Genomic DNA, 23829 nt, shown 5'->3' with positions numbered 1-23829 from the left:
ATATTGCATTGCTATCGGCTCATTCGGAATAGGCGAAACATGCAGGCTAAATCGCTATAATAACGGTATACGTAACGTGTGCCTGAAAAGGAAAGGTGATTGTATTCTTGAGTAGATAACAGCTGTATCATATGAAAATGTAGAACTAGCGCAGCTAGGTTTTCATACAATTTGAATCCATAAGCGCATAGTCGTAATATATCCAACGTAACGAAGACAACATAGATCATGGAGCATAGAAACGATGATGAGGAACAGGAAGGATGAATAGATCATATGGATCAACGGAATCAACGGCAAAATAACAGTAAAGTCGCGACCGCAGGCATTATACTAGCAGGTGGACAATCGCGGCGGATGGGCAGAGACAAGGCATTGCTGGATATCGGTGGGCAGACGGTGATCGAGCGGGTTGTAGCTGCCGTGCAACCGTGTGTAGATCAGATGTGTCTCGCTTCGGCTCTGGATCGACAGTATGATGTTCTGAATATACCGCTCGCGCAGGATGAGTTTCCGGGCGCAGGTCCGTTGTCAGGCTTGTATGCGGGGATGAATACGTTGGATGCAGAATGGTATGTGCTGAGTGCGTGTGATTTGCCTTTTGCTAGTACTAATTTATTGAATCTGTTGTTACATGAAGCATATAACAGCGAAGTCCAGTATGATGGAACGCCGACAGTACAGGCGGTGGTACCAACCTATCAACAGCGTACGCATCCACTGTATGCGGTGTATCATCATAGTGTACGTGCCTCGCTTGCGACGTCGTTACAGCAGGGGCAGTTGAAGGTGATGGATTGGCTGGGGCAGCATCATGTACGGAAGCTCTCACTGGAAGATATTCTGCGTACACAACCATCTGATATGCAAGGCGATCTGACAGCATGGTGTCTACACAATATGAATGATCCACAAGCGTATGAACAGGCACGCAAACTGCATATTGTCCCAAAGCCGTTCGACAGCTAAAAAACTGTTCGTCACGGCTTTTGTTCTAAATATTGTGACACTGGACATGATTTTGTCAGGTAATCTTTGGAAAAAGATGACCATTTTATGAACGTATGCGTAAAATGCACATGGAGTTTGTGATATCGGTTACAATATGGTCAAGCGAAAGATAGTCCGCTATCTGCTTCGCAAACGTACAGGCGTCACATGTTCATACTATGTACCGCCTGAAGTGAATTAGTGCAATCATAGTTGAAATGACATCATATTTGAAGTGAAAAAAATCACAAGGAGTGTATTGACATGACGGTGAATGCAGAAGTGAAGACGAACACAGATTGGTTATACAGCCGGGTCATGACGTATCGTTTATTGAGTGAGATGTTGCAGCGCAAACCAACCCTTTCCAAGCTGATCGAATGGCGCCGGGAAGCGGGACGGTTGATGCAGTTATCCGCTCGTCCTCACGCATTGCTGCTCACGCTTGAAGATACACCCCTTGCCAACATTATTCAGGACGCTGACCAGCAGTGCAGCGTATATGAGCATCTGTTTGAACAGCACGGATTGCCATCCGGCTTCCGGGCGGCAGAGTATGTTCGTCCGGGGCAAGAGCCTTGCGGATATGAAGCGATGCTGAATTCGGTCTATTCCCGTGCAGGCATTACCTTCAAAAAGACCGCGCAGGAAACCGATGATCATATCGGCATTGAATTGGAATTCATGTCACTGCTGGCAGAACGATTAGCCGAGAGCGAAGGCAATACGCTGGAGCAGATCAACGTGATTCAAGCGCAGCTTGATTTTATGGAGCATTATTTACAGCCGTGGGTTCCGGCATTGTGCCAGCAGCTGCAACAGCAAGCGACCCATTCCCTGTATGGACAGTGGGCGGAGATGGTACTGGCTTATCTGGAACAGGATCAGGAAGATTTGCGTCATTATGCGGCAGACCTGCGGTACGTCTAAGGAACTATCTGACATTAGTGATGGAGTGAATATTAGCCCATAATTGTTATTTTTATACAAAAAATGCGTTTATACGGCTTCAAACGCAGCTGAATTGTCCAATGGAGTAGTAAAGGGAGGCTGACCACCTTGAACGAGCATAGGGGCATGTTGCCGAAGATTGTCGTCCGATCATGTGAGGTTGAAAAGGAATTTCCGTCGTTGGACTGGGCTAGACAGTATACACGCAATGAACTGGTGCCACATGAAATCAATTTTGTCGTAAGCGATACGCAGACCGGTGAGATCTTTATGGATGTACGCTTTCCCGCACGCACAACAATCCCCTGAGCCTTAGGCTTCAGGGGATTGTTGTATGTCGATATGATTGCCGATGCGGTACACATCTTCCATGTCCAGTATACCGGCTCCGGGATATAGCGCACAGGCGCTGCCACAGGCGGCACCTAACCGCAGCATCGCCCGCGTTGAGCCGCCGCGACTGGCAGATACGAGCATTCCTGCCATCATCGCATCGCCGCTACCGAGTGGACTGACGATCTGCAATTGTGGTACAGACACTTCGTAGAAATTGCCTGTCGAGCGTTCGGCGGCAATTGCGCCCTCTGCACCGAGCGAGATAACAGGCATTTCTACACCGTAATCCATCATCGCGGTGAGCGCCTGACGCAATCGCTTGGGACGATCCGCCGAATCGGGCGAGATGCCTGCCCACTGACAGGCTTCCTGCTCATTGGGCTTGATTAGATACGGCGCTGCCTTGATACCATGCATCAGCGCTTCGCCGCTCGTATCCAGCGCCGTTGCCGCTCCATGACGACGGGCAATCTCGATTAGCCGTCCGTATAAGGGAGGGGGACAGCCGTTAGGCATACTGCCGGAGAATAGCACCCACTGCGAATGGGCTGCCAGATTGGCAATCGCTTCTTCGACCCGATCCAGCTGCTGTACATTGACGCTAACCCCTTGCTCGATAAATTCAGTCTGGGTTTTCTGTTCCCGATCCAGTACCGTAATCGCGAACCGGGTTTCGCCCTGTGCTTCGGTAAACCGCGCCGGAATCTCTTCCTCTTGTAGCAGCGAGATAAGTCGATATCCATTATGACCGGCTGCGAATCCAGCGGCGGTTACCGGTTCACCGAACCGATGAATAATACGGGCGGCGTTGACACCTTTGCCGCCGGGAAGAATCAGTCCGTGTTGAATGCGATGTACCGTGTCGGGACGCAGCGTGGATACTTGATACACAAGATCCAGCGCTGCATTAAGCGTGACCGTTGTAATCATGCGTGCATACTCCTTCAAAACCATGTAGTGACGAGTGGATTGCCATATCGGTATCGCAGTCTGTAACGCCACTTTCGTATGATCGGAGTATTGCCGGAACAGACAACCATCAGGAGATCAATTTTAATCCGACTGCCGACGTTACGATCATGGCGATAAACAGAATGCGCAATCCGCTTCTTGCTTCATTATACATAAGCATGCCGACAATTGCTCCGCCCACCGTACCAATCCCTGTCCAGATCGCATACGACGTGCCCATAGAGATGCCATTCATAGCAAATGTCAGAAACGAGAAGCTACCGCCAAACGCCACAATCATCAGCAATACATTCATCAGAGAGCGTTGCCGAACGAGTCGATTCATACAAATGACGCCGAATATTTCAAAACAACCAGCAGCGATCAGACTCAGCCAATACATTATGCTTCACCTGCCTTTGCTGTGGATTTGCTATCACTATCAGTAACAAGCTTCAATCCAATCACGCCAGCCATCAGCAGCAGGATCAGACCGATCTTCGCCCATTGTACCGGTTCGCCGAAGATCAGCATCTCTGCCGCTACCGTTCCGCCCGTGCCGATACCAGTAAATACGGCATATACCGTGCCTACTGGCAAGCGACGTGAAGCTTGAATGATAAGGTAAAAGCTTGCGGCGATACCGATTGCTGTTAACGTCCATTCTCCCGGTGACGCAGCGTGCTTCAGCCCCGACACCCACACGACCTCGATCAAGCCGCCAATCAATACGTATAACCAGTTGCGATTCATGATTACTCAAACTCCTTTTTGTATCTATATCTTTGCTACATTTGGATTTCTTGCGAATGTTGAGTTGTTCCGATATGTTGCGATGCGTCTATTCAGACTTGTCGATAATGCCGCGCCAGTAGATCGGCCAGATCGTATCAAGTCGCTGGATGGAGCGCTGATCCTGTCCATACAACACTTCAATGACGATACCATCGGCGCAGGTCATATACGCGCGTGCCGCTTGTTCTACTGATACGATGAGCTGCAACGTATCCTGCTCCTGCTGCAATTGATATTGAAATAGCTTGATCAGATGGCGTTCCAGCTCATCCAGCATATTGTAGATTAACGGAAATACTTGTTGTTCCAATGCCTGCGGCGGAAAAAAGGACATGCGTACGACGAATTTGATTGTATCGTCGGTATGATACAGCTGCAAAATATGATGCAGCAGTCCATGCAACTGTTGCTCCAACGTATCCTGCCGATGCTCCAATATATAGCGCATAATGGAATGCTGCTGTACACGTGCCGCTCGTTTTAGAACTTTGTAAAATAGATCGGCTTTGCTATCAAAATGCGCGTAGATCGATGGCTTCTTAATACCAGCTTCAGCGGCAATCTTTGCAAGGGAAGCTCCTTCGTATCCATCGCGAGCAAAATGGGACAAGCCGATATTGAGCAATTGACTTTTTACATTCACAATATCACCTACCTAACGGTCGTTAGTTAAAATAGTATCACCACAAATTTGAGATGTCAAACAGATATACAAAATACATAGTGACATCAAAAAAGCAGGCTCTGCTACATCGTGCTTGTAGGAGAGCCTGCTTTTGTTTTGATATGAATTGAACATAAAGATAAAGAGTGAATCTTACGATGGTACTGTTTGACGCCTACCAAGATTGCTAGAGCATAATATCAAAGTAATCGCCAAAATATCAAAATGTCGTAAAGCCAAGAATGAGCTGTAAGCGATACGCGATGTCTTTGAGCCATGTTGTATCTTCCTGATAGTCGCTAAGCGGAACGGTATACTGTTCGCCATCGTTGTTCCACAGCATATTGAAATAGCTGTTTACCTCACGCATTAATGGCTCGTCGCCCGGAGCGGAAATCCAGAAGTCATTTTCCAGATTATAATCTTTGAGGTTACGCGGCGTGAAGTTGGACGAGCCGCCGATGATTAGATCATCACTGTTGGCGGAATCGATGTACATCAGCTTCGTATGATATTGTTCGTCAGTCGTATTGTACCAGCGAATACCGATTTTGCCGCCGGATTCATCGTTTAGTTCGGCAGCGACCGGACGGTTTGGAATCCCAATCTTATCCTGTCCAAATGCATTCTGGTTCGGGTCAAGAATGAGCTGGATATTGACGCCGCGCTGCGATGCACTCAGTAGCTCGCTCGTTACCTGTTTGTCAGCGAGATAGAACATGCCCATCCAGAGCGTATCACCTTTCTCGGTAGAACGGATCGCTTCCAGCAGGCGGTCGTACACTTTGCCTTCAGTCATATAACGCAGCTGAATCGGACCGCTGCCGGTAGAGTCGGTCGATGTGATGCTACCGCCGTCACTAGTATCGCCAGAGCCGCCAGTTGACGGATCAAGCGTACTTCCATTTTGACCAGTACTGCTACCGTTGGTAGAGCCGGATGCGGCGTTACTTGAGCCACTAGATGCAGTATGGACAGTGTTGGTTGTGTTACTCGAAGTTGATGCGGTTTGAGCGGTGGCAGTCGACGATGCAGAGACTGATGATGCAGAAGCAGGATCTACAGTGTCGCCTGTACCTTGATTATCGGCGGTTGCGGTGCTGTCATCGTACGTTGGCAATGTTATAGTACTGCCGGATAGATTAACGACCGCTTGCTCGGCTTTGAGCAATTCGCCGATGATGGGACCTTGTACTTCAAATGCGACATTCGAGTTGTATGCACTGGCATCGTGAATATTGCCAGTCGATACCATCGCGCTGTTGTCAGTGATGATCGCTTTACGGTGATTGGCTTTGACATTCATCAGCTTCAAATACGAGCGGAAAGTCATATCTGGACCGGATGTTGCCATAGCGTTCGGAATCGTACCTTTGCCTGCTTGACCGAACCATTGGAAAAAGGTACGCCATACCGCCGAGTACACAGGCGTAGAATCACGCAGCGGATCAACATCGGTCATAACGACGCTGATGCCTGCTTGCTTTAATTGTTCCAGCAATGGATTAGGAGTGGAGTTGTAATCGGTATTCACTTCATCAGTAATGAACACCATTTGCATATCCGGCTTTTCCTGCTTGCGCTGGATCAGCTTATTTGCCAGCCCTTCACTGAGGGACGGGTACTTCTGACCGTTATGTACATAGTTGTTGAACAGGAACATATCGATAACGACGTACTGATTCGCTTCGTCAATCATCTTCAGCACACGATCGTAAATATGCCGTTTCTGGGTAAATCGGTCGCCTGATCCGGCGGCGGGATAGGTGAGGTCATAATAGAAATTCACATGATCCACACTGTAAACGGGACTCTCATACGAGACGCCCGCTGGTAGCGGTTTGTTGGTCTGGTAGACCATGACGGCGATCAGCCATAGCACCAATAGACCGAGTAAGATGCGGACAGTCGAGAGTCGCCAGCCGTTACGCTGCTTCGGTTTGTTAGTATGACGGCTGGAACGTGAACTGTGCACGGGGGAAGTATTTTCCGAAAATGCGCTCATGTGGATATAGACTCCTTTCAATATAAGGGGGTGGCAATGCAAAGGAATCCGTGCATATCCATCCTATCTAACCATATAACAACAAAGCCGTATCTTTGACGCAACTGCTACATCGTAAGCAGATCATTTGGTGCAGGAGATAGACAGTAAGCTACAACACAGATGAGTGGTATGATGAATATAGACTTCTGTACGAAGAATACGGACATCAAAAAGGGAGCAAAAGGATGATAAACAGAGCAAATACTTGTATAAACAATTGTTCGCGCCTACAGCACGGCAAGACGACAGATAACAATTGTGGAATATGTGTGACAGCCTAACAGACAGGGTGTTCAAACGGGGTGTTAATTGTTTATATATAGCGTATGGGTAAATGGTTGCAATTTTATCTTTTTTACGCACCTTACCAAAGGATCTTAATTCGGAACAAAGGGGAATGTCATGAAAGCGACTCAATCTACCCGCAAAGCAGTTATCGTCGGAGCAGGACCGGGCGGACTTGCGGCAGCGATGTTGCTGGCGAGTCACGGGTACGAGGTGGATGTATTCGAGAAGCAGCCTGTAGTCGGTGGACGATCTGGCAGGCTGGAACTCGGCGATTACCGATTTGACCGTGGGGCGACTTTTTTGATGATGCCGCATCTCATTGAAGAATTGTTCAGTCTATCGGGTCGTTCGCTTCATCATTATGTAAACATGCAAGAACTGACGCCGCTATACAGCTTGCATTTTGGCGATACCGTGTTCAAGCCTTCGCGCAATCGCGAGGATACCGCAGCGCAGATTGCAGCGCTGTTTCCCGGTAATGAAGACGGATATTATCGCTATTTGGAAGAGGAAGATGTGAAGCTGGAAAAGGTCATGCCGCTGCTGCGCCGTCCATTTGCAGGTTTGCTGGATTATGCGCGTGCAGATGTCATTCGTGCGCTACCGAAGCTGCATCTGCATGATACGGTGTACGGACGCTTATCTAAGTATTTTACCGATGAGCGATTGAAGCAGGCATTTACGTTCCAGTCCAAATATCTGGGCATGTCGGCATGGGATTGTCCGGGTACATTTACCATTTTGTCGTATTTGGAGCATCGCTACGGTTTGTTCCATCCCGAAGGTGGCGTACATGCTGTATTCGAAGCGATGGCAAAGGTGATCTCCGAACATGGTGGACGCGTACATACCAATACGGGCGTACATCGTGTGCTGACCGAGAATGGCAAGACAACTGGCGTATTATTAGATGATGGACAGCGGGTGATGGCGGATCATGTAGTGATCAATGCCGACTTTGCGACGGCGATGAATCGATTGTTCGAGCCGGGTGTATTACGCAAGTATGCGCCGGAGAAAGTCGCTGCCAAGACGTATTCTTGCTCCGCTGCGATGCTGTACTTGGGCATTGATGGCGAGGTAGATCTGGATCATCATTCCGTACATTTCTCGGACGATTATCATCAATACGTCGACGAAGTAACCAAGTTTAAGACGCTGTCGGACGATCCATCTCTGTACGTGCATAATCCGTCACGGCTTGATCCTACGCTGGCACCTGCGGGCAAATCGGCGTTATATCTGCTCATGCCGACTCCGAATCTGAGCGGCGAAACAGACTGGGAAGCCAAGCGCGAAGATGTGAAGGAGCAGATGCTGAACCGTGCTGAGCAGATTCCGCAATTGCAAGGATTGCGTAGCCGGATTGAGCAGCTGACATTGTTCACACCGCTCGATTGGGAGCAGCAGCTTGATGTGTATCAGGGCGCTGTGTTCAATCTAACGCATAATCTGGGGCAAATGATGGCATTTCGTCCGCACAATCAGTTTGAGGAAGTAGACAATGTATGGCTCGTCGGTGGTGGTACGCATCCGGGCAGCGGTTTGCCGACTATCTTCGAATCAGCGCGTATTAGCACGGCGTTGATCTTCAAACAGGATGGCGTCACCCATAGCCATTCGCAGGATGCCGCAAACGTGCTTGCCGGAGCGGAGCCGTCATGAGCCGTCGTAAAAAGGTCGCCATCGTGGGCGGCGGAATCGGCGGGCTGACAACGGCATTGCTGCTCAGTCAGCGCGGCGCGGACGTGACGATCTTTGAGCAAAGCAATCGGCTGGGTGGTCGCATTGCTTTTGAAGAGCAGGATGGTATGCAGATTGATCAGGGACCGACGATTGTGCTGCTGCCAGAGATGTTGCACGGTATTATGGAAGAAGCGGGTATTAGCCGTGACCGACTGCCATTGCTGGAATGTGATCCGCTGTACCGGATTCATTATACGGATGGACGTGTGATGACCAAGCATCGCGGCACAGAGCAGCAGGCGGCGGAGATCGAACGACTATTTCCCGGCGAGGGTGCTGGATTTCAGCGCTTTATGCGTGATATGACGCCGTTATTCTCGCGGGGACAGGCTTCGTTTTTGGAGCGTGATTTTCCGAATGCAGGTTCGTTCTTCTCGCGCAGTAATCTAGGCTTGATGCGCAGTCTGCGTGCGTATCGGAATCTGAGCAGTGCTGCTGGCTTGTATTTCCGTAATCCGCGTCTGCGTGAAGCGTATTCGCTGCAAAGTTTGTATATTGGCGGCATTCCCGAAAAGTCGCCGGGGCTGTACACGATGCTGCCATATGCGGAACATGCTTTTGGTATCTGGATGCTCAAAGGTGGATATGGCGCACTGCCGCAAATTCTCGGCGAGGAGCTGCATCATCGCGGTGTGACGATTCAGCCCAATTGTCCGGTGGAGCGTCTGGAAGTACGCAACGGTGTATGTATCGGCGTACAAGCCGACGGGGAGCGATTGTCGTTTGACAGCGTGTTGTTCAATGGCGATTTTCCATCTATCGACCGACTGCTGGAGCATGCACATCCGCAGCTCAAGCCACGTCGCCGTCCGTTTCAACCGTCATCTGGTTGTGTGCTGATCTATGCAGGCACCAATCGGCGTTGGGACGATCAGCTGACCCATCAGTTCTTTTTGCCAGATGATCTGAATCAAAGTTTGCGTCAGACATTCGGACAGCGGCAATTGCCGACGCATCCGTCAGTGTACGTGTTCAATCCGACAGCACTGGATGATCAAGCAGCTCCACCCGGACGCAGCGCATTGTACTTCCTGATTCCAGTAACGGATGCAGAAGGCATCGCTTGGGAGCAGGATACAGGGGCGCTGGTGGAGCAAGTATTGAATACGGTAGAGCAGCGCGGTTGGCATGGTCTTGGTGCTTCGATCGATTGGATGAAGGTACGTACGCCAGCAGACGCTTTGCAAAGCGGATTGTACGGTGGTGGCAGCTTCGGTATTGCCCCGATTATCCGACAGTCCGGTGTATATCGACCGCAGCCACGTCCATTTCCGACCATTCGTCGTCTGTATGCGGCAGGTGCTTCCGTTCATCCGGGCGGCGGCGTACCGATTGTCATGCAGGGCGCACGAATGGCGGCACAGCAAATGTTAAAGGAGTTGGGAATTTGAAATACGCAACCGAAATGGATCTGAAAAACTGCGAAGAGATGATTCGTCAGGGTTCATCATCGTTTTATTACGCATTTAGCTGGCTGCCGAGTCCGCAAAAGGAAGCGGTGCATGTCATCTATGCCTTTTGTCGTTTAATTGATGACAGTGTGGATGAGCCGGAGCAATCGCCGTATAGCATTCGTGAATTGCAATCGAAGTTTGCGGCGTTGGAGCTGGCAGATGGACATTTTATCTGGCCTTCGCTGCGCTGGTTGTTCCACGAGTTTCCGGCATTGTCCAAAGCGCCGTTTCAGCGGCAAATGGATGGGCAGACGTATGATCTGACCTTTACTCGGTATTCCACGATGCGCGAGCTGGAGCATTATTGTTATCTGGTCGCTGGTACAGTAGGCGAGATGTTATTGCCTGTACTAAAAGGCGAGCATAGCGAGCTGATTCGCCATTCCGGCATTGCACTTGGCAAAGGGATGCAGATCGTTAACATCATGCGCGACATTGGCGAAGATAGCCGTCGCGGTCGTCGTTATATTCCGCTGGAGTTGATGGCGCGACATGGGTATACGGAGCAGGAATTGGAAGATGGCGTGATCAATGCCAATTTTGAAAACATGATGGAAGAGTTGCGTCTGCTGGCAGAGCAGTGGTTCGCTACCGGATTGGGTGATCTGGACGAATATCCAGAGCGCAGCGCCTTTACGGTGGAACTTGCGGCGACGTTCTATGCAGGCATTATGGATGTCATTCGGGACAATCGATATGACGTGTTTACACAGCGCGCGATTGTGAGCGATGAGCAGAAGGTGATGATGCTGATCGGCATTGCCCAGCGTCATGATGTGAATATGGATATGCTGAACCGTCCGGCGGTTTCGTAGGATGGCATGGGTATTCTGGGTCTGGTATGTGATCGGAGCAGGATTACTGCTGACGATCGGTGTACCAAAGGTACTGGATGTTTCCAATGGACTGTTTCTCGTGTTTTATGCCTTATACGCGCTGTCGCTCGTTCGTAAAAGCACGGTGCAAACCTCACTGTCCGACCGGTCAGTCAGTCATGCAAACGTAATCTCGATGCGACATCTGGTGTCTGCCGCTGCGCTCATGTGGCTGGGCGGCATGGCGCTGGAATGGCTTGGTGTACATACCGGTTGGCCGTTTGGACAATATGCGTACAGCAATACGTTAGGTGCGCTGATCTGGGGGGTGCCGTGGACGCTTGGCTTTGCTTGGATTGCGGTAGTGACAGGCGGGATTCTGTTATCCAGTGTACGTGGGTTACACGGCTGGATGGGAAAAGTGGTACGCGCATGTCTGGTTGGGGTATGGATTATTATTCTTGATCTGGTACTTGATCCGGTCGCACATGCACGCGGTTTCTGGCATTGGGGTGGTAGCGGTGGCTTTTACGGCGTACCGTGGAGCAATTTTATCGCATGGTTCGTCGTTGGCGGTGTGCTGTCGCTGAGTATTCCGTTGCTGACATTATCGCGGCGTATTAGACGACAGGCGGTCTGGTTGTATCAGGCGATTCTGCTTATGTTCGGGTTGCTGGCATGGCAGCATGGCATTACCGGATCGGTCATTTTTGCGCTGGTAGGTATATTGCTGGCGGAAGGGAGTTACCGTTATGATCGCCGCGCGTAAATCGGCTGGATTTGATCGTATATTCAGATTGTACAATGATCGTTATTTGCTACGCCGTCAGTTTCAATCGTTTGCGATGAGTGGTCATGGATTGGATGTGATTCCTGCTGGGCAGCCGGCGATTTATATTATGAATCATAGTTCGTGGTGGGATGGACTGTTGCTATATCATGCGTTTCGGCAGACGTCGCATGCGGATCATTATGTGATGATGGAAGAGCGACAATTGAAGCGGTATGCTTTTTTTGGGAAATTGGGTGCATTCTCGATTGATAAAAGTAGCCCGGGTGACATTCGGCAATCGATGCGTTATGGCGGGCAACTACTGCAAAATGGCGGTCGGGTGTGGATTTTCCCGCAAGGGGAGATGAAGCATCTGGATACAAGACCGCTGGGCTTTCGCCCGGGTATTCATTTGTTGTTGCGGCAAGCACCTGTACATACTCCGGTCATTCCGGTGACGCTGTATTACGGATTGTTTCAGCATGCGCGCTTGCAGGTGTCGCTACATGTTGGCGAACCGCTGCGCGAAGACTGGCAAAATTTACGTTCTGCTGAATGTTCAGCATTGCTAGAAGAACATCTGACCTCGCAGCTGAACTGGCATCGCGATCAGATGATTCGGCAGGATGGCAATATGGCGGATGAACGGAACTTGATTCCGCCCCGCCGCTCGACCGATGACCGATATGACCAATACCGCCAGTGGAGAAAAAGGTGAGTTTATGGAATTGCTGTTGCAAATGATTATCATCGTGTTGGGATTGCAGCTGGTGTTTACGATCTGGAATATACGGCAAATGCCGCGGCTTGGCGATACGGTGCAACGACAATCATGGGAGCGGATATATCCCGAACCATCCGAGTTGCGCATGAACAGTCAGTTGCATACGTCTATAAACGCAATGCAACATAGCAACAATAGTGAATTGCCGCTGCTGTCAGTCTTGATTCCGGCGCGCAATGAAGAAGTGAATATTCGCGAATGTCTGCAATCGGTGCTGAATTGTCGGACGGATACGATTCGGCTGGAAATTCTAGTTATTAACGATCATTCCGAAGACGGTACAGAGCAGGAGATTAAGGCGCTGATGCAGATTGATGATCGTATCCGGCTATTTCAGGGAAAACCGCTACCAGAGGAATGGATGGGCAAATCATACGCCTGTCATCAGCTATCCAAGCATGCACAGGGCGAATGGTGGCTGTTTATCGATGCCGATGTACGCTTGGAACGAGAAGCATTGGAAGCGGCGATGGTCACTGCACGCTCGCAGGGAACGGGTCTGATCAGCGGCTTTCCACGTATGGATACCGAAACGTGGTTGGAGCGGATTATTGTGCCGATGATGGCGTTTATTATCGGGTATCATCTACCGATCATAATGGTGCGTCGCAGTCCAAAGCCCTTTTTTCTAGCGGTCACGGGGGCATGGCTGATGATTCATCGAGACAGTTATGCACGCACAGGTGGGCATGAGCATATTTTCAATCATATTGTGGAAGATATGGAACTTGCCAAAGCCGTCAAATCGGTAGGTGATCCGGTGACGCTGGCGGATGTACATCGTCATACGTCCGCTCGCATGTATCGGAATGCAGCGCAAGTATGGGAAGGGTATAAGAAAAATATCTTTGTCGGTACTGGGCGCAATGCTTGGCTGGTACTCGGTATTGTCGGGATATATACACTTTTATTTCTACTGCCGCTCGTATCATTGCTTGTTGGTATCGTCACATTGCAACCGGTTATTGTAGGTTGGGCTGCGGCTGCGGTACTGATTGGAATGATTACGAAAGGCATCATCGATCAATTCAGCGGCAAGCCGTTCTGGATGGGTGTGCTGATGCCGCTAGGTGCGATAGGTATGATCCTGATTTTACTGGATTCATGGATCAGCAGTCTGAATGGCAAAGGATACAGCTGGAAAGGCAGGACGTACGGATGAATATCAATACATCTTCTGGTCAACGCAAGGTTATCGTTATCGGAGCCGGCTTTGGCGGATTATCGTGCGCGATTGGACTAGCTACGCGCGGCTATGAAGTCACGATATTGGAGAAGCAGCCGACGATTGGCGGTAAGCTACAAGCGGTGGAGATCAATGGATACCATTTTGACCGTGGACCGAGCACGATTACGATGCCGCATGTGTTCCGCAGTGTGTTTGAACAGGCGGGGCGTTCTATGGATGAGTATGTGCAGTTGTATGAATTGGAGCCGCGTACTCGCAATGTGTTTGCCGACGGGCATGTTGTCGATTTGAGCCGGGATGCGGATGTGACCGCGCAGCAGATTGCTGCGTTCAGCCCGCAGGATGCCATGCAGTACAAGCGCTTTTTACAGGAAGCACAGGCGCTGTATCGTGAGGCGGATTCGCGTTTTCTGAATACATTGCTATTGTCGTGGAAGGATAAGCTGACGCCAGCAATGGGGAAAAGTTTACTGCGTGTGCGTCCGCTGACGACGCTGCAACAGCTGCTACAGCGATATTTCAACCATCCACATACGCTGAAAATGTTCGGTCGTTATGCGACTTATGTGGGCGCATCGCCTTATGCGGCACCAGCGATCTTTGCGATGCTGGCGCATGTGGAGGCGAACGATGGAGTATACGGTGTCCAAGGCGGAACGCATCAGATTATTCGCGGCATGGAACAGCTGGCATTGGAGCTAGGCATACATATCCAGACCGGAACCGAAGTGAACCGGATTCTAACTACGTCTGGCAAGGTGACTGGTGTGGATACCAATCGTGGTCATTATGAAGCGCCGCTGGTGATCGTTAATGGCGATGTGCTTAGTACGAGCCGTATGCTATTAGAACCGGAGCAGCGTCCATCGCTCAGTGATCGGCGAATTGACAGCTATGAGCCATCGTTGTCCGGTTTTGTCACGCTGGCAGGGGTGCCGCAGCGATATGATCAGCTGCTGCATCACACGGTATTTTTCCCGGAGCAGTACGAGCCGGAGTTTCAGCATATTTTCACGCAACGTACGGCACCGGCAGATCCGACGCTGTACATTTGTCATTCGGGATATTCTGAACCGGAGATGGCACCGGCGGGTGGCAGCAATCTGTTCATTCTTGCCAATGCGCCGTACACGTCGAACAGCTGGAACTGGCAGGAGCAGCAACACGCATATGGACAAAGGATTGCCGGTATGCTGGAACAGTATGGATTGACCGGCATTCGTCAGGCGGAGGTATGGCAGCATTATACGCCAGCGGATATTCAGCGGGATACGTATGCGCACAAAGGAGCCATTTATGGCATTTCATCCAATGGCGCACGCCAGACCTTTTTCCGTCCGGGCAATCGTAGTCAGGATGTACAAGGATTATGGTATGTAGGCGGTACGACACATCCGGGCGGTGGCACGCCGATTGTTACTTTATCCGGTCAACTGGTTGCACGTCACATCGCCGAACATTCGCACAGGTGAGTGCTGATGCTGTGTATCGCAAAGTTGATAGATCCGCAAGTATGCCATATGTAAGAGTAGATTTGCATTACGGTTTGGAATATGCGCAATTGCTGGTATAGTGAAGCATATGAGAAATGATCTGGCGGGAAAACAGTGCAAGGGACGAAGATGCAAATGTCCGTTTCTATGCGTCAAACGTCGATTGCCTACATATCCTGATCAAGGAAGGAAGCAACTATGAAGCATAATCATCCCGAAGAGGGACATATTTCGGATCGCAAAAGCGCGCATGTCCGCCTCTGTCTGGAGGAAAATGTCGCCGGCGAAGGCGTAACATCCGGGTTCGAACGATATCGTTTCCGTCATCAGGCATTGCCAGAACTGGATTTTGCTGATGTGCAGCTGGGAACATCGCTATTCGGCATGGAATTGCGTACACCGCTGCTGATCAGCTCCATGACAGGCGGCAGCGAAGCGACCGGGCAGATCAATCGCCGTCTGGCGCAAGCAGCGCAACATCGTGGCTGGGCGATGGGGCTCGGTTCGGTACGCGCGGCGATTGAGCATGACGAACTAGCGGCGACGTTTCATATTCGTCAGGAAGCGCCGGATATTCCGGTGATCGCCAACCTTGGCGCAGTACAGTTGAATTACGGATTCGGTGTGGAACAATGCCGTCGTGCGGTCGAACTGGCGGAAGCGAGTGCGCTGGTGCTGCATCTGAACACATTGCAGGAAGTGTTTCAGCCGGAAGGCAATGTGAATTTTGCCGGATTGTTGTCACGGATGGAGCAGGTGGCAAGCGAGCTGGATGTGCCAGTGGGCGTGAAGGAAGTCGGCTGGGGTATTGACGGTGAAACAGCACGCAGACTGGCGGATGCTGGGATAGCGTTTATCGATGTGGCGGGTGCAGGTGGCACTTCGTGGAGTCAGGTCGAGAAATTCCGCAGCCATGATGCTGTGCGACGCGCGGCAGCGGAAGCTTTTGCCGATTGGGGAAATTCAACGGCGGATTGCATCGTGGATGTGCGACGTACGTTGCCAGAGATTCCACTGATCGGTAGCGGTGGTCTGCACAACGGCGTGGATGCTGCCAAAGCTATCGCTCTCGGTGCCGATCTAGCAGGATTCGGACGCTCGCTGCTCGGTGCAGCAGTCGATTCCATCGAAGCGCTGGAACAGGTATTGGCGCAGGTTGAGTTTGAATTATCTGCTGCGATGTTTGGTGTTGGCGCACGCAATATTGAAGACCTTCAGCAGAGTAAGCATCTGTATGAGAAGGGTGCTTATTTCGGTTAAGGGATGGTATGCATAACGAAATAATCCTCTGATCAAGCTCAAGCTCGGACATTGTCCGGGCTTTTTTTGCTGTTGGAAAATGGATGCTGGATCGTTGTCTACCCTGTATGCGGATTCATTTTCAGAGAATAGGTAAACTCCGTGAAAGTTACCGAGGAAGTATACATAATCCTTGATCAGGCGTCGATAATAGGAAGGTTAAAGTTAATGTTGCGACAACGGAACGTATTCTCTGTTGCAGCGAAATGAGCACCCGGGAGGAACCAGCATGAGAAATACAAAGCGACGCATCAGGGCAGGATTGCGCCTGAAATTATATTTGATTATTTTAGTGCCATTGTTGATGATCGGCTTGCTGACGATGTGGACGACCCAGCATCTGATTCAGCAATCTTCGCTGTCCACTTTGCAGCAAAACAATGTCATTTTGACGACCAAAACAGCAGCCGGTTTAGATCAAGCAGCCATTCAATCGGTGAATACGTCGTCTGATCCTGAGCAGACGACAGGTTATAAGGAATTACGCGACGAATTGATCAAGCTGCGCGAGCAGACGGGTGCGATGTATGTGTATATGTTCAATCATGTGGACGATAAATGGATCTATACCGTCGATGGAGCGCCGTGGGATGATGATAATTACAGCGCATATGGTGATGATTTTGTCTTCTCCAGTGCGGTAGATCGTCAAGTGCTGGCAGGGCAGGTTGTGACGACACCGCTTGTTGCGGATGATACATGGGGCGAATTTTTCTCTACCTTTGCTCCGATTCAAGATAGCAGCGGTCAGACGATTGGTTATGTCGGCATCGATATTCCGGCGAAAACGGTCAGTGATGTGTACAAGAGTACGTTGACGACCGCTTATCAGCTAGTAATCCCAATCTTCGCAGCTGTCGTCCTGTTGGCAGCGATTGTTGCGATGATCTTCATCCGGCGCACGCTGAGTCAAGTAGGAGAGATCAAGCATAGCATGGAGCAGGTGACGGAAGGCAATCTGACCATTGCATCGAAACGCATTACTAGCGATCAACTGGGCGAGATCAGCGATCTGAACAATGCGATGATCGCTCATATTACTGACATGATCTCCAGCATTCAGCATAGCTCGGATACTCTGCAACAATCGTCTGGTCACATTAGCGAAGTATCCGGTGCTACTTTGCGTCAGACAGAGGAATTGTCACGTGCTATTCAGGAAATCGCTTCTGGTGCGAACCAGCAGGCAGAGCAAACGGAACAATCGGTCGACCAGTCCGCGCGTCTTGGTCAGATCATGGACGAGATTGGTAGCTATGTGCATCAATTCGGCGCTACCGCACAACAATTGACTACAGTACGCAATACGGTGTTGCATGAGCATGAACTATTGCTAGAGCAGGGCAAAGCCAATGTGAGCAGCGTGCAGCAATTGCAGCAGCTGTCGGATACACTGGCAGAGCAATCACGGCAAGCTTCCGGCATTAGCGGACAAGTACAGGACATCGTCAAGCAAACGCAAATTTTGGCGCTGAACGCTTCCATCGAAGCGTCTCGTGCCGGTGAAGCAGGACGCGGCTTTGCGGTCGTTGCCAATGAAATGGGACAGCTGGCGCAGCAGTCTGGCGAATCGATCCGTGAGATTGATCGCATTTTGGGACAATTTGTGCAGCAGATTGTGCTCATTCATGCTGAATTCGCTCGCAGTCTGACGTCGGCAGAGCAGCAGGAACAGCGAATTGCCGAGTGCATGGAATCGTTTGAGCAGGTCAGTCAGGTGTCTGAGGATGTACAGCGTCTTGCCAGCGATCTGTCGGACAAAACTGACCGTATGCAGCATATCCGCCACGAAGTCGAGGAGCATCTGACGCATATTGCTGCCACTACCGAGCAGACGTCCGCTATGACCGAAGAAGTAGCGGCAAGTGCCTTGGAACAGCAGCAGTCTGTTTCCGAATTACGTAACATTTCTGGCGATCTGAACAACCTTGCAGGGCAGCTAAAAGGTCAGGCGGATAAATTTATCGTTTAATCGTTTGCCACACCTGAGGTTGTCATATATAATAGTGTGGAAATTCAGATGAGACCTGTCACCAATTCAACATATGGGAGTTGTCATATAAATGGCTTTGAAAGCTGGTATTGTCGGATTGCCTAACGTAGGTAAATCCACTCTTTTTAATGCAATTACACAAGCGGGCGCAGAATCCGCTAACTATCCGTTTTGTACGATTGATCCAAATGTCGGTATTGTCGAAGTACCGGATGAGCGTCTGGACAAACTGACAGAACTGGTTGTACCGAAAAAAACCGTACCAACCGCATTCGAATTCGTCGATATCGCTGGTCTGGTACGCGGCGCGAGCAAAGGCGAAGGACTGGGTAACAAATTCCTCGCTCATATCCGTGAAGTCGACGCGATTGTACACGTTGTTCGTTGTTTTGAAGATGAGAACATCACCCACGTTGATGGTAAAATCGATCCAATTAGCGATATCCAGACGATCAATCTGGAGCTGGTACTCGCCGATCTGGAGAGCGTCGACAAACGGATCGACCGTTCCAAAAAGAACATGAAGGGCGGCAACAAGCAATATGCGCAAGAGATCGAAGTACTGGAGCGCATCAAAGAAGCCCTGTATAGCGATATGCCTGCACGTAGCGTAGAACTGACTGACGATGAGCAAATCATCATCCGCGATCTGCATCTGCTGACAATGAAGCCGGTCTTGTATGCAGCGAACGTAAGCGAAGACGGCGTAACCGATGCCGACAACAATCCTTACGTAATCAAAGTAAAAGAATTTGCTGCTGCTGAAAACGCAGAAGTTGTGCCAATCAGTGCCAAAGTCGAAGCGGACATCTCCGAGCTGGACGACGAAGACAAAGCGATGTTCCTCGAAGAACTTGGTCTGGAAGAATCCGGTTTGAACCGTCTGATCAAAGCGGCTTACCGTCTGCTCGGACTGTACACGTATTTCACTGCCGGTGTGCAGGAAGTACGCGCATGGACAATTCGCAAAGGAACCAAAGCGCCGGGTGCCGCTGGCGTGATCCACACCGACTTCGAACGCGGATTTATCCGTGCAGAAGTAGTGGGCTACGATGATCTCGTAGGAGCTGGTTCGATGAACGGCGCCAAAGAACGCGGTCAACTGCGTTTGGAAGGCAAAGAGTACATCGTCAAAGACGGCGATGTGATGCATTTCCGTTTTAACGTATAAATGTTGTAGGATGTACGATGCGAATAGAATCGTCAGATGTGATGCAATGCGTGTTTTGGATATCGTTAGATACAAGATGCGTAGTATGACGGAGATGATCATTGGCATTGATACTTTTGCATTAGCATAAGCGTATATAGCAAAAAGCCTGATGGAGACAAGCACGATAAGGATAGTTCCTTTCGTAGCGTGATCCATCAGGCTTTTTTGGTTTTTTAAATGATTGATATTGCATATTGGAACATTCATACCGTGTCTAACGGTATCTTCTTATTTCATAAACGGCAAATACACTTCGTCTGTTGTAGACAGGAGCGGAATCTGTTCAAACGGCACATAAGCAGGATGCTTGCGAATCGATGGAATAAAGCCGGGATTTTGCCGGAGATGAGCGTGATCCATCTGGATTAACAACTGCTGGACAAAGGGACGAATCGTCGTACCCATACCATCGCTAAATTCAAAATGATATTGTCGATAGTTGCCGTTTCCGATTACAATCAACTGATTATTCTCTTTGAAGGAGTCGAATTGCTTCATGGAATTGGTCGATACATAGAGTTGCCTGATGTCCTGCAACAGCATCGTTGTAAAAGCAAAATCTTCTCCCTGACGCTGTGTACCCATAATCAATTCAAAGGGAGTCAGAACCAGAAAATGAAGTGGAGAAGTAAATGAGCCGTTCATTCCGCCAGGACGCAAATCTTCAATATCATCATCCGAGTAAGCTTCATTTTCATATCGGTGCCCGGATAGATTGCTATATGCCGCCACCAGTTCATCATTCACCGATAGAATCCCTTTTTCTACTAATACTTGTGCAGTCTTTAGATTCTCTCGTAACAGTCTTTGATGATATTTGATAAACAACCAGTAAAAGAACGGCAAAATCAACAAAATCAATGTACACATTATAGGCATCCATCGTTGTAATGCATTGGTAATATACAATAGAATAGTTGTCAGCAAAAACAATACATAAAAGACGATAAAATATCCCATTCGAAACGATGGGGACAGACGATAAAATATAAATCCACGATGTGGACGATAGTGTGATGTTTTCGGATTGAGTATCAGTATACGCGGGAGCCATAACCAGAAAAGTGCAGTCGTCGTAACCACAAGCGCAAAGGAATAGCCGCTTCCTGTTTCATCATATACAAAATAACAAAGGGGCAGTGTAAACAGACATATAATCCAATGCATGAGGTAGATTTTCCATTCGCCTCTGCGGGTTCGATTGAGTAGGTTCATTGTGCTAACGCTCCTTACCGCTCAAAGGGCGCATACGTCTCCAACGTCGACACTTCCCGTGCATGCTCAAACGGTATATACGCATCATGCGTCCGGTTTATCGGATGTTCCAAACGATCCATCCCAGCTTGCATCATATCCATCTGATTCAGTAATTCACGTATAGACCGCTGGATCACAGACGGCGTCGCAAGCGAAAATTTGACATTGCATTGCCGGGCTTGCTCGTCCCCGACAATCAGAATCATACCCGGAGCATATTGAGATTTGTTTTTATATGACGTTCCGCCGCTCAGTACAGCCAGTTGATGAATACGCGAATAAGGAATGGATGTATATACAAAAAGCTTACCAGGTTGCTGAGTCCCGATAATACACTCCTGTTCAGTAAGCGCCATAAATGCTGCATCGTGCTGACGAAATACATGCAAATCGTCGATACCTGTAACTACCGTATCAGTAATCATAGCTGAGACTTTCAAATTCCCATAAATTGCAGTAACATTCTCCTCCTCATTCAAAATTCTGCGCTGCTTCAGAACGTGAATCAGTTGCTGATCCATGTGCTGTCGACGTCTGCGTGCCCATGTCATAAAGCGTTGATACAATAAAACAATCATAGCGATAGCACCTGTTATCCCAATAATCGTAAGATCGCTCCACGGACTGAAGATCACGATAATGAAAATGGCTGCCCATAATAGCACAATGATCCATTCTCGCATCATCATTTGCCAATCCGCCATTCGATAATACATAAAGCCTTTACCATGACGATAATGCCGTGCCCGTGCAGTTCCGCTATAGCTGTTCCATAGCGACACCATAATCAAGAGCGTAAAACATAATGCAATCCAACTACCACTTTGCTCTAAAGCAACGTTCCAAAGGATGTAACTGACGAACGCCATGAAAAGAATGGCTACCCAATGGAATACATATATTTTAGCGCGTCCGAATGCTGCTTTTCTGTACATTTTTCTATACCCTCCATATATCTATGTATACTTACTATTGCTGCACTACCGATTAGTATTGAATCTCTATCCTTGCTCTAATACGTTCTACTGCAAACCTGCTTATTGATATCCAACAATAATGACCAATAACCAATGCCCATGGCAAATATGCCATTTTACGGTAGGTACTGCAATGATCTATATCGGTTGCTTGGCTGCTTTTATAAAGTCGGTCTGCATATGTATACTCAAAAAGCCGAAGCTCCTTTCCCTGCGAGCAATCGGCTTTTTGAATAACAACATCCATACTATAGCGTACCTACATATACTCTCTATATTCAGCGTACTACATATGACTCTCTATACTCGCAATATCGTCAACAATCCTATGATCATCACAATGGACGAACAGGTTGCTCAAGCTTGCTACATGATGCTAGCTCACTCCACATCTTAACGAATCGTTCACCAACACCATATTCAATAGTTGATCGTCTTCATGCTGCTTTCGTTATATCGCTCACCGACAGCGGCGCCTTTAGGAGCAGCGGCATCGATGCGCTGCAATTCCTCTGGCGTCAGCGAAATATCCACTGCGCCGACATTTTCTAACAGATACTTCGTCTTCTTCGTACCCGGAATCGGCGCGATATCGTTGCCCTGCGCTAGTAGCCATGCCAATGCCAGCTGCGAAGGCGGACAGTTTTTCTCAGTAGCGATTTCTTTGATGCGCTCCACCAGATCGAGATTTTTCTGGAAATTATTGCCTTGGAAGCGCGGTGACGAACGGCGATAGTCATCCTCGGCGAGATCGTTGAACGATTGAATCTGCCCAGTCAGGAATCCGCGCCCCAGCGGGCTGTACGGTACAAAACCAATACCCAGCTCCCGGCACAGTGGCAGAATTTCATCTTCTACATCGCGGCTCCAGAGTGAATATTCTGTTTGCAGCGCGGAGATCGGGAAGACGGCGTGTGCGCGTCGAATCGTCTCCGGTGCAGCTTCAGACAGCCCGAGATAACGAACCTTGCCTTCACGCACCAGCTCTGCCATTGCGCCAACCGTTTCCTCAATTGGCACATTCGGATCGACACGATGCTGGTAATACAGATCGATCACATCAACGCCGAGTCGCTTCAGACTTTTCTCGCAGGCTTGCCGCACATATTCTGGCGTGCCTTTGATCCCTTGATACGAACCATCTTCTCCGCGCACATTACCAAATTTGGTAGCAAGTACAACCTCATCGCGGTGCTGACGAATGAAAGGACCGATAAACTCCTCATTATGCCCACTGCCATACATATCTGCCGTATCGTAAAAGGTAATGCCCTTGTCAAACGCCATGTCCAGCGTGCGCAGCGATTCCTGCTCATCCCGTCCTGCATAAAATTCCGACATGCCCATACAACCCAATCCAAGTCTGGACACGCTCAGACCTTGTTGACCCAGTGTAATCTTTTCCATGAGAAGACCTCCTGATTTTGAATGTGCAATGCAATGATTACCGTCATTTTCGGCATCCTTAGTATAGATAAACTTACATAGGAGAAGCAAACCTAGTTTACTCGCCAAAAATGAAGTGAAAACAGCAGATTTTAGGATAGGAAAGCGGTATATTCTGTGCTATAATTAAGAGTCGTAACCTTATGTTTTGTCCGCATATGTCTAGGTTCACGCTGTTTGGCATCATGCTGTCTGGAACTGAGGTTTTGTTTTTATCTTTACAAAGTTTGTTGTGTAGATATGAACTTGTCTCAAAAGCAAACTTTTTTGCACATAATTGTCCAGCTATCGTAACAAAATACGCTGCCCGATCGTCTTCGTAACAGGAGACACCGCCCGGATTACACCGGCATATTCGATGCAGCGAAC

Annotated in this window: 21 protein-coding genes; 13 read left to right on the top strand and 8 right to left on the bottom strand. The window is 49.2% G+C overall.

What is annotated here, in order from left to right:
• The first annotated feature begins 276 nt into the window (after window positions 1-276).
• The 3 genes from ACDE64_RS21145 to ACDE64_RS21135 all read left to right on the top strand — a co-directional run bounded on the left by ACDE64_RS21145 (window position 277) and on the right by ACDE64_RS21135 (window position 2250).
• Window positions 277-969: a molybdenum cofactor guanylyltransferase gene (locus tag ACDE64_RS21145; protein WP_411348183.1), complete on the top strand. Its 693-nt coding sequence runs from the start codon at window positions 277-279 to the stop codon at window positions 967-969.
• A 285-nt stretch (window positions 970-1254) separates the two neighbouring features.
• Complete coding sequence (locus ACDE64_RS21140; protein WP_411348182.1) at window positions 1255-1920, top strand: molecular chaperone; 666 nt, start codon at window positions 1255-1257, stop codon at window positions 1918-1920.
• Window positions 1921-2049: 129 nt separating this feature from the next.
• Window positions 2050-2250: a hypothetical protein gene (locus ACDE64_RS21135; RefSeq protein ID WP_411348181.1), complete on the top strand. Its 201-nt coding sequence runs from the start codon at window positions 2050-2052 to the stop codon at window positions 2248-2250.
• Window positions 2251-2253: 3 nt separating this feature from the next.
• Here the strand turns inward: ACDE64_RS21135 and ACDE64_RS21130 are convergent, their stop codons facing one another.
• From ACDE64_RS21130 to ACDE64_RS21110, 5 genes are all read right to left on the bottom strand, one after another.
• The gene (locus tag ACDE64_RS21130) at window positions 2254-3207 is read right to left on the bottom strand and encodes a 1-phosphofructokinase family hexose kinase (protein ID WP_411344029.1); all 954 of its coding nucleotides are present in this window, start codon (window positions 3205-3207) and stop codon (window positions 2254-2256) included.
• 109 nt (window positions 3208-3316) lie between these two features.
• Window positions 3317-3631 (bottom strand): DMT family transporter, encoded by a 315-nt coding sequence (locus ACDE64_RS21125; protein ID WP_411344028.1) that lies wholly within the window; start codon window positions 3629-3631, stop codon window positions 3317-3319.
• Window positions 3631-3981 (bottom strand): DMT family transporter, encoded by a 351-nt coding sequence (locus tag ACDE64_RS21120; protein ID WP_411344027.1) that lies wholly within the window; start codon window positions 3979-3981, stop codon window positions 3631-3633. The genes ACDE64_RS21125 and ACDE64_RS21120 overlap by 1 nt, the downstream gene beginning before the upstream one ends.
• 88 nt (window positions 3982-4069) lie before the next feature.
• Window positions 4070-4666, bottom strand: a complete 597-nt coding sequence (locus ACDE64_RS21115; RefSeq protein WP_411348180.1) for a TetR/AcrR family transcriptional regulator — start codon at window positions 4664-4666, stop codon at window positions 4070-4072.
• A gap of 241 nt (window positions 4667-4907) precedes the next feature.
• Window positions 4908-6692, bottom strand: coding sequence for a phospholipase D family protein (locus ACDE64_RS21110; protein WP_411348179.1), 1785 nt, complete (start codon window positions 6690-6692; stop codon window positions 4908-4910).
• 444 nt (window positions 6693-7136) lie between these two features.
• Here ACDE64_RS21110 and ACDE64_RS21105 point away from each other — a divergent pair, with 444 nt between their 5' ends.
• The 10 genes from ACDE64_RS21105 to ychF all read left to right on the top strand — a co-directional run bounded on the left by ACDE64_RS21105 (window position 7137) and on the right by ychF (window position 19738).
• Entirely contained in the window at window positions 7137-8687 is a 1551-nt protein-coding gene (locus ACDE64_RS21105; RefSeq protein WP_411348178.1) for a phytoene desaturase family protein, read from the top strand.
• Entirely contained in the window at window positions 8684-10159 is a 1476-nt protein-coding gene (locus ACDE64_RS21100) for a phytoene desaturase family protein (RefSeq protein ID WP_411348177.1), read from the top strand. Before ACDE64_RS21105 ends, ACDE64_RS21100 begins: the two co-directional genes overlap by 4 nt.
• Window positions 10156-11037: a phytoene/squalene synthase family protein gene (locus ACDE64_RS21095; RefSeq protein ID WP_411344022.1), complete on the top strand. Its 882-nt coding sequence runs from the start codon at window positions 10156-10158 to the stop codon at window positions 11035-11037. Before ACDE64_RS21100 ends, ACDE64_RS21095 begins: the two co-directional genes overlap by 4 nt.
• A 1-nt stretch (window position 11038) precedes the next feature.
• On the top strand, window positions 11039-11806 hold the full coding sequence (locus ACDE64_RS21090; protein ID WP_411348176.1) for a carotenoid biosynthesis protein: 768 nt from the start codon (window positions 11039-11041) through the stop codon (window positions 11804-11806).
• Window positions 11790-12527: a lysophospholipid acyltransferase family protein gene (locus ACDE64_RS21085; protein ID WP_411348175.1), complete on the top strand. Its 738-nt coding sequence runs from the start codon at window positions 11790-11792 to the stop codon at window positions 12525-12527. The genes ACDE64_RS21090 and ACDE64_RS21085 overlap by 17 nt, the downstream gene beginning before the upstream one ends.
• Window positions 12496-13755: a glycosyltransferase gene (locus tag ACDE64_RS21080; protein WP_411348174.1), complete on the top strand. Its 1260-nt coding sequence runs from the start codon at window positions 12496-12498 to the stop codon at window positions 13753-13755. Before ACDE64_RS21085 ends, ACDE64_RS21080 begins: the two co-directional genes overlap by 32 nt.
• Window positions 13752-15254 (top strand): phytoene desaturase family protein, encoded by a 1503-nt coding sequence (locus tag ACDE64_RS21075; RefSeq protein ID WP_411348173.1) that lies wholly within the window; start codon window positions 13752-13754, stop codon window positions 15252-15254. Before ACDE64_RS21080 ends, ACDE64_RS21075 begins: the two co-directional genes overlap by 4 nt.
• 219 nt (window positions 15255-15473) lie before the next feature.
• Window positions 15474-16535, top strand: coding sequence for a type 2 isopentenyl-diphosphate Delta-isomerase (gene fni / locus ACDE64_RS21070; protein WP_411348172.1), 1062 nt, complete (start codon window positions 15474-15476; stop codon window positions 16533-16535).
• 268 nt (window positions 16536-16803) lie between these two features.
• A complete protein-coding gene (locus ACDE64_RS21065; RefSeq protein WP_411348171.1) occupies window positions 16804-18546 on the top strand; it encodes a methyl-accepting chemotaxis protein in 1743 nt (580 codons plus the stop codon).
• Between the two features lie 91 nt (window positions 18547-18637).
• Window positions 18638-19738: a redox-regulated ATPase YchF gene (gene ychF / locus ACDE64_RS21060; RefSeq protein WP_411344015.1), complete on the top strand. Its 1101-nt coding sequence runs from the start codon at window positions 18638-18640 to the stop codon at window positions 19736-19738.
• Between the two features lie 270 nt (window positions 19739-20008).
• On the opposite strand, the gene ACDE64_RS21055 is transcribed toward ychF, so the two are convergent.
• The 3 genes from ACDE64_RS21055 to ACDE64_RS21045 all read right to left on the bottom strand — a co-directional run bounded on the left by ACDE64_RS21055 (window position 20009) and on the right by ACDE64_RS21045 (window position 23421).
• Entirely contained in the window at window positions 20009-20650 is a 642-nt protein-coding gene (locus ACDE64_RS21055; RefSeq protein WP_411348170.1) for a hypothetical protein, read from the bottom strand.
• Between the two features lie 359 nt (window positions 20651-21009).
• On the bottom strand, window positions 21010-21972 hold the full coding sequence (locus ACDE64_RS21050; RefSeq protein ID WP_411348169.1) for a hypothetical protein: 963 nt from the start codon (window positions 21970-21972) through the stop codon (window positions 21010-21012).
• Window positions 21973-22434: 462 nt separating this feature from the next.
• The gene (locus ACDE64_RS21045; RefSeq protein ID WP_411348168.1) at window positions 22435-23421 is read right to left on the bottom strand and encodes an aldo/keto reductase; all 987 of its coding nucleotides are present in this window, start codon (window positions 23419-23421) and stop codon (window positions 22435-22437) included.
• Between the last annotated feature and the right edge of the window lie 408 nt (window positions 23422-23829).

It is taken from the genome of Paenibacillus sp. WLX2291 (assembly GCF_046603665.1).
In the GTDB taxonomy this organism is placed as follows: Bacteria; Bacillota; Bacilli; order Paenibacillales; family Paenibacillaceae; genus Saccharibacillus.
This window is presented reverse-complemented; position numbering and strand designations above follow the sequence as displayed.